Raw genomic sequence first — 6,279 nt, 5'->3', positions numbered from 1 at the left:
GGCGGGGGCCGTTCGCGTGCTCAGCGGCGACGGGGGCGTCACTTGGTCCAGGAGGCCTGGAGCTTCAGCGGGTCGACCAGGTCGGTGTAGCCGACGGCGGCCGGGGTGTTGCCGGGGGTGGAGATGATGGTGCAGCCCTTGACCTCGGCACCCTTGGCCAGGCCCTGGAACTTCGCGCTGGTGCACTTGGGCAGCGGGGCGGCGGCGGTGAAGACGTTGAGGCCCTTCTTGCCGGTGGTGTCGAAGAGCACGAACTTGGCGTCCGGGGCGGTGAAGGAGAGGCTGGCGTCCCCGAGGTTCTTGATGGTGTAGCTGACGTACATCGGGGTGCGGCCGCCCAGGTCACCGATGCTGAGCTTGGCGGCGGTGAAGTCCTGCACCGAACCCACCTCGACGCCGGTGACGGTGATCTCCAGCTTGGTGGTGACCTTGGCGGTCTTGTCGGCGAAGTCCACGGTGGCGGGCTGACCGATCTTCACACTGGTGGCGGCCGCGGGGACGGCGCCGCCCCCGGCTCCGCCGCCCGTGGCCCCGGCCGTGCCGGCACCGCCCGCGGCGCCGCCGCCCGCCGCTCCGCCGGTCGCCGCGCCCGTCGGAGCCGCGGTCGAACCGCCGGCGGCCGCACCCCCGGCGGCGGCCCCCGGGGTCGCACCGGTCTGCGCCGGAGCCGCGCCGGTGGCGCCGCCGGTACCGGCCGGGGTGTCCGCGTTGTCCGGCCCGCAGGCCGCGAGCGACAGGGCGGTGGCCGCCGCGAGCGCGGCGACGGTCAGCTTGGTGGTGTACGAACGCATGATGCGCATTTCTCCTGGGCGCACGGCCGCGACCGTTGCCGGCCTTTGCCCAGTGCGGCGCCGCCCGTCGTGACAGGAAGGGTCGAAGACGACATGGGTCCAGCGGGCAAGAAGCCGTCCCCCGATCTGGCTTTCGGTCAGGGACCATACCAGTCCGCCGGATTGATGCACGGGCTGTGGCAGGGCCGTGACCAGGCCGGATCCAGCCGGTGAAACAGCCTGCGGACGACCTGTGCCGATCGCGTAGATTTCGGAGCTGACGGCAGGGCCCGGGCCCCGTCGCACCCGCACCACACCGGAAGGGCGTACAGCGAGATGAGCGAGGACTCTCTGCGGGAGGAGGTGCTGACCGCGCGGCGGATCGTCGTCAAGGTCGGCTCCTCCTCCCTGACCACGGCGGCCGGCGGCCTGGACGCCGACCGCGTCGACGCCCTGGTGGACGCGCTCGCCAAGGTACGCAACCGCCCCGACGCCCCGGAGGTCGTGCTCGTCTCCTCCGGCGCCATCGCCGCCGGGCTCGCCCCGCTCGGCCTGGACGGGCGGCCCAAGGACCTGGCCCGCCAGCAGGCTGCCGCCAGCGTCGGCCAGGGCCTGCTGGTCGCCCGCTACACCGCCTCCTTCGCCCGGTACGGAATCCGGGTCGGCCAGGTGCTGCTCACCGCCGAGGACGCCAGCCGGCGCGCCCACTACCGCAACGCCTACCGCACCCTGGACCAGCTGCTGGCGATGGGCGCGATGCCGATCGTCAACGAGAACGACACCGTCGCCACCGCCGAAATCAAGTTCGGTGACAACGACCGGCTCGCCGCCCTGGTCGCCCACCTGGTCCGGGCCGACCTGCTGGTGCTGCTCTCCGACGTGGACGGCCTGTACGACGGCGACCCGTCCCGCCCCGGCACCAGCCGGATCGCCGAGGTGCGCGGCCCGCAGGACCTCGACGGCATCGAGATCGGCAGCGCCGGCAAGGCCGGGGTCGGCACCGGCGGCATGGTCACCAAGGTCGAGGCGGCCCGGATCGCCACCGGCGCGGGCATCCCGGTGGTGCTGACCGCCGCCAGCCAGGCCGCCGACGCGCTGGCCGGCCGGCCCACCGGCACGCTCTTCCTGCGCACCGGCAGCCGGACCTCCGACCGGATGCTCTGGCTGGCCCACGCGAGCAGCCCGCGCGGGGCGCTGCACCTGGACGCGGGCGCCGTACGGGCGGTCCTCTCCGGCGGCGCCTCGCTGCTGCCGGCCGGGGTCACCAGGGTCGACGGGGAGTTCGCCGCGGGTGATCCGGTGGACCTTCTTGCCGAAAACGGCCACATCGTGGCTCGCGGACTGGTCAACTTTGATGCGAGGGAGTTGCCCCGCCTGCTCGGCCGGTCCACCCGCGACCTGGCCCAGGAGTTCGGCGCCGCGTACGAGCGCGAGGTCGTCCACCGCGACGACCTGGTCGTTCTGCGGGGCTGACCGGCCCGCGGCCTGACAAGGACCGATGAGACAGGCCCCAGAGGCCGGCACCGGCCGATCGGCGCAGCGCGGACGGCGGGCCGCTCCGTACCGGGAGCGGCCCGGCCACGGGCCAGGAGGGGCGCAGCCGTACCGGTCGGCCGAGGGCCGACGGGGCCGGTGGGGACGACACGACATCGCCGAACAGGAGGCCGCCGGTGGAACGCAGGCGCGAGGCAGCGCTGACCGCAGGGACGGCGGGCCGGCGGCTGACCAGCATCGACGGCGGACGCGGGGACGGCCCCGCCGAGCCGGCCGGTCCGCCGTCGCAGAGGCCCGGCGGGGTGCGCAGGCTGCGGCCCGAACGCGACCGGGCGGCCCAGCCGCCCACCGTGCCCGAGCAGGCGCGGCTGTGGCACGTGGTGCTGAGCGTGGCCGGGCAGGTCACCCCGCTGTCCTCGCTGCGCGCCTCACTGGAGCAGCTGGCACACGACCACGCGTTCTTCCTGACCGCCCGCTACGCGGCCGACCACGCAGAGATCCGCTACTGGGAACAGGCCCGGGACCTGCACGACGCGGCGGCCATCGCGCTGAGGCTGTGGGGCGAGCACAAGGTCACCGCGAACCTGCCGCCCTGGGAGATCGTCGGGCTGGAGGTGGTCGACCGGGCGACGTACCACAAACGGGTGGCGGAGGGCTTCGGCGATCCGCCGCCGCACCTGGGCGGCGTGCACCCGTACTGAGCCGTCCTGCCGGGCCGGGATCGTCCGGGGTGGCGTCTCACCGGGCGAAATGCCGTCCGGGCGGGACGGGCGCAGTCGCTACCCTTGGCGGCATGACCAGCGACCTCGCCACCGCCGACAGCCCCGTCCTCGCCGTAGCGCGCCGAGCCAGGGAGGCCGCCGCCGTGCTCGCCCCGCTGCCGCGCGGTGCGAAGGACGCCGCGCTGCTGGCGGTCGCGGACGCCCTGGTGGCCCGCAGCGCCGAGATCGTCGCGGCCAACGCCGAGGACGTGGAGCGGGCCCGGGCGGCGGGCACCGCCGAGTCGGTGATCGACCGGCTGACCCTGACCGACGAGCGGATCGCCGCGATCGCCTCCGACGTGCGCGACGTGGCCGGCCTGCCCGACCCGGTCGGCGAGGTGGTGCGCGGCTACACCCTGCCCAACGGCCTGGACGTGCGGCAGGTCCGGGTGCCGCTCGGTGTGGTCGGCATCATCTACGAGGCCCGCCCGAACGTCACCGCGGACGCCGCCGCGCTCTGCCTCAAGTCCGGCAACGCGGTGCTGCTGCGCGGCTCCGCGTCGGCCTACCGCTCCAACACCGCGCTGGTCGCCGTGGTGCGCGACGCCGTCGCCGCGGCCGGGCTGCCCGCCGACGCGGTCCAGCTGGTGCCGGGGGAGAGCCGGGACTCGGTGCAGGAGCTGATGCGGGCCCGCGGCTACGTGGACGTGCTGATCCCGCGCGGCGGCGCCTCGCTGATCCGCACCGTGGTCGAGGGCTCGACCGTCCCGGTGATCGAGACCGGCACCGGCAACTGCCACGTCTACGTGGACGCCGAGACCGACCTGGCGATGGCCGTCGGCATCCTGCTGAACTCCAAGGCGCAGCGGGTCAGCGTCTGCAACGCGGCCGAGACGCTGCTGGTCCACCAGGACGTCGCGGACGCCTTCCTGCCGCTCGCGCTGGCGGCGCTCGCCGAGGCCGGGGTGACCGTGCACGGCGACGAGGCGGTGCGGAAGGCCGCAGAGGGCGGTCCGGCCACCGTGGTGCCGGCCACCGACGAGGACTGGGGTGCCGAGTACCTCTCGCTGGACCTGGCCGCCGCCGTGGTGCCCTCGCTGGACGCCGCCGTCGAGCACATCCGCCGCTGGTCCTCCGGTCACACCGAGGCGATCGTCACCACCTCGCAGGCCGCCGCCCGCCGCTTCACCAGGTTGGTGGACTCCACCACGGTGGCCGTCAACGCCTCCACCCGCTTCACCGACGGCGGCGAGTTCGGCTTCGGCGCGGAGATCGGCATCTCCACCCAGAAGCTGCACGCCCGCGGCCCGATGGGCCTGCCCGAGCTGACCAGCACCAAGTACATCGTCACTGGTGACGGGCACGTCCGGGGCGAGTCCACGCAGACCGTCGGCGGGGGCGCGGACGCCCGCTGAACGCGGTGCGCGGGGCGGCCGTCACACGTGTGACGGACCAACTGCCGGGAGCCACAGACAAATCGCCCGGCCGGTAATACGCTGAATCCGTGGCTGAGGATGTGGGGGGCTTCCCGTACCCCGACGGCGCCGACCACGGTGGTGCGGACGACGAGTTCGCCACCGTGGTCTTCGATGAGGCCTTCGTCCGGTCCGCCGCCGTGCACGAGCCGACCGCCAAGGAGCGGCAACTCGCCGCCGCCGAGGCCCGGTTCGAGCCGGACACCGCGGGCCCGGGCTGGGGCCGTGACGTCCCGGCCGGGGAGGGGTTGCCGCTGGAGCTGCGCCCGTACCCGAGCGGACTCGACGCGGACCACCTCTACCCCGATCCCTGGTCGGGGCCGGGCCGGGCGGCCGACCGCCGGGTCCGGCGGCGGTGGCGACGCGGCTACGACCCGGTGCGCGCCCGCGGGCGGTACGTGGCCCAGCAGCGCTGGCACCGGCCGGTGGCCTGGGTGCTCGCCGTGATCATGGGCGTGAGCCTGGTGGCGGTCGCGGTCGCGGCGGTCTACCAGGGCGTGGGCGGCTCCTCGGGCACGCCCCGGCGCCCCGAGTCCGGCAGCAGCAGCGCCGGGGTCGAGCCGGGGCAGACACCGGCCGAGCCCCCGCTGGTGGTGACCGCGCCCGCCGGCTAGCGCGGGCGTACGCCCCGGGGCGGTGGTCACGGAGCGTTCCCGGGAATGTGCGCCCTGACCCTCGTGGCGGCGCCGGTGTCCGCCTACCCTGGTGGTGTGGGTGACCCGCGAGAGCCTCCGGAGGGTACGCCCGAGGGCGGTTCCGGCAACGAGGACGAATTCCGGTCCGTCGTGTTCGACGAATCGTTCGTGAGGGCTGCCCGCATCCAGGAACTGTCCGCCCGGGAGCGGCTGGCGGGCTCCTTCGGCAAGGCCACCCGGCCGCGGGGGCGGTTCGGCCTGCTGGGCACCGTCCCGCGTCAGGCGTTCGCCCTGCTGCTGCTCATCCTGCTCGCCTTCGGGGCCGCGGTGTACTTCGGGGTGAGCTCGCCGAAGGGGGTCGCGGTACGGCCCGAGGGAAGCCAACTGACCGTCAGCCTGGTCGCGTTGAGCCCGGCTTCGGCCGTCCACCCGGTCGCCGACCCGGCGAACCCGTTCGCCGTGCTGCCGCCGGGGTACGGGGACGGCACGATCGGGCTGAACACCCCGACCGGGGCCGCCAGCGGGCACTTCAGCCGGGTCGAGGTGGCCAAGGCGCTCGACACCGTCCAGCGCTACCTGGTCGCCTCCTCGCTGTCCCCGGCCACGCTGGTCCAGGGCGCCACCGCGGACGTCCGGGCCTTCGTCACGTCCGGTGAGCAGGCGGAGTTCGACGCGAGCGTGGCGCAGCCGGTGGACGACCGGCACCACGCGGTGACCGGCTGGATGGTCCGTTTCGACCCGGCGCAGGTCGCGCTGGCCTCGAACACCGTGAAGGTGGCCGGCGCGATGCGGATCGACGAGGCGGACAGCGGGACCCTGCAGATCACCACCGACCACACCTTCGTCTACGCGCTGAAGCCGGCCGGCGCCCCGGCCGGAGCGCCGGTCACCCTGGAGACCGTGCGGCGGCAGCTGACCTTCGAGTTCGACCGGGTCGACCTGGCCTCGGCGCAGCTGCGGCTGGTGGACTCGGTGGTGCAGGCCGGGCCGGAGCCCTGCGGCACCTCGACGGCGGGCTTCCTGCAGCCGGTGCTGGCCACCGCGCAGGGCACGGTGGTCGCGCCGCCGACGCCGGTCGACCCCGGCAACCACGCCCGGCCGGGCTGGCAGGTGTGCGGGGTGTTGGCGGGCAGCTGAGGCGCCCGGGCCGTGGAACGGCGCGGCGGCCGGTGCCCCGGGCGGGACACCGGGTGCTGGCCGCCGT

6 protein-coding genes are annotated in these 6,279 nt (G+C 74.9%); 5 read left to right on the top strand and 1 reads right to left on the bottom strand.

The window, feature by feature from the left end:
• Positions 1–38: 38 nt before the first annotated feature.
• Positions 39–800, bottom strand: coding sequence for a hypothetical protein (locus ACFU7Y_RS37885; protein ID WP_380771075.1), 762 nt, complete (start codon positions 798–800; stop codon positions 39–41).
• A gap of 306 nt (positions 801–1,106) precedes the next feature.
• On the opposite strand from ACFU7Y_RS37885, the gene proB reads away from it, so the two are divergent.
• From proB to ACFU7Y_RS37860, 5 genes are all read left to right on the top strand, one after another.
• Positions 1,107–2,243 (top strand): glutamate 5-kinase, encoded by a 1,137-nt coding sequence (gene proB, locus ACFU7Y_RS37880; protein ID WP_224285371.1) that lies wholly within the window; start codon positions 1,107–1,109, stop codon positions 2,241–2,243.
• Positions 2,244–2,440: 197 nt separating this feature from the next.
• Positions 2,441–2,965 (top strand): hypothetical protein, encoded by a 525-nt coding sequence (locus tag ACFU7Y_RS37875; RefSeq protein WP_380771074.1) that lies wholly within the window; start codon positions 2,441–2,443, stop codon positions 2,963–2,965.
• A gap of 92 nt (positions 2,966–3,057) precedes the next feature.
• Positions 3,058–4,380: a glutamate-5-semialdehyde dehydrogenase gene (locus ACFU7Y_RS37870; protein ID WP_224285262.1), complete on the top strand. Its 1,323-nt coding sequence runs from the start codon at positions 3,058–3,060 to the stop codon at positions 4,378–4,380.
• Between the two features lie 89 nt (positions 4,381–4,469).
• The gene (locus ACFU7Y_RS37865) at positions 4,470–5,054 is read left to right on the top strand and encodes a hypothetical protein (protein WP_380771073.1); all 585 of its coding nucleotides are present in this window, start codon (positions 4,470–4,472) and stop codon (positions 5,052–5,054) included.
• Between the two features lie 96 nt (positions 5,055–5,150).
• Entirely contained in the window at positions 5,151–6,212 is a 1,062-nt protein-coding gene (locus ACFU7Y_RS37860; RefSeq protein WP_224284516.1) for a hypothetical protein, read from the top strand.
• Positions 6,213–6,279 lie beyond the last annotated feature (67 nt).

The organism is Kitasatospora sp. NPDC057542, from assembly GCF_042801945.1.
GTDB lineage: Bacteria > Actinomycetota > Actinomycetes > Streptomycetales > Streptomycetaceae > Kitasatospora.
This window is presented reverse-complemented; position numbering and strand designations above follow the sequence as displayed.

Excerpts from the sequence above, each read along its gene's own strand:
- ACFU7Y_RS37870 (WP_224285262.1), top strand. The coding sequence starts at position 3,058 with ATGACCAGCGACCTCGCCACCGCCGACAGCCCCGTCCTCGCCGTAGCG.
- proB (WP_224285371.1), top strand. The coding sequence starts at position 1,107 with ATGAGCGAGGACTCTCTGCGGGAGGAGGTGCTGACCGCGCGGCGGATC.
- ACFU7Y_RS37885 (WP_380771075.1), bottom strand. The coding sequence starts at position 800 with ATGCGCATCATGCGTTCGTACACCACCAAGCTGACCGTCGCCGCGCTC.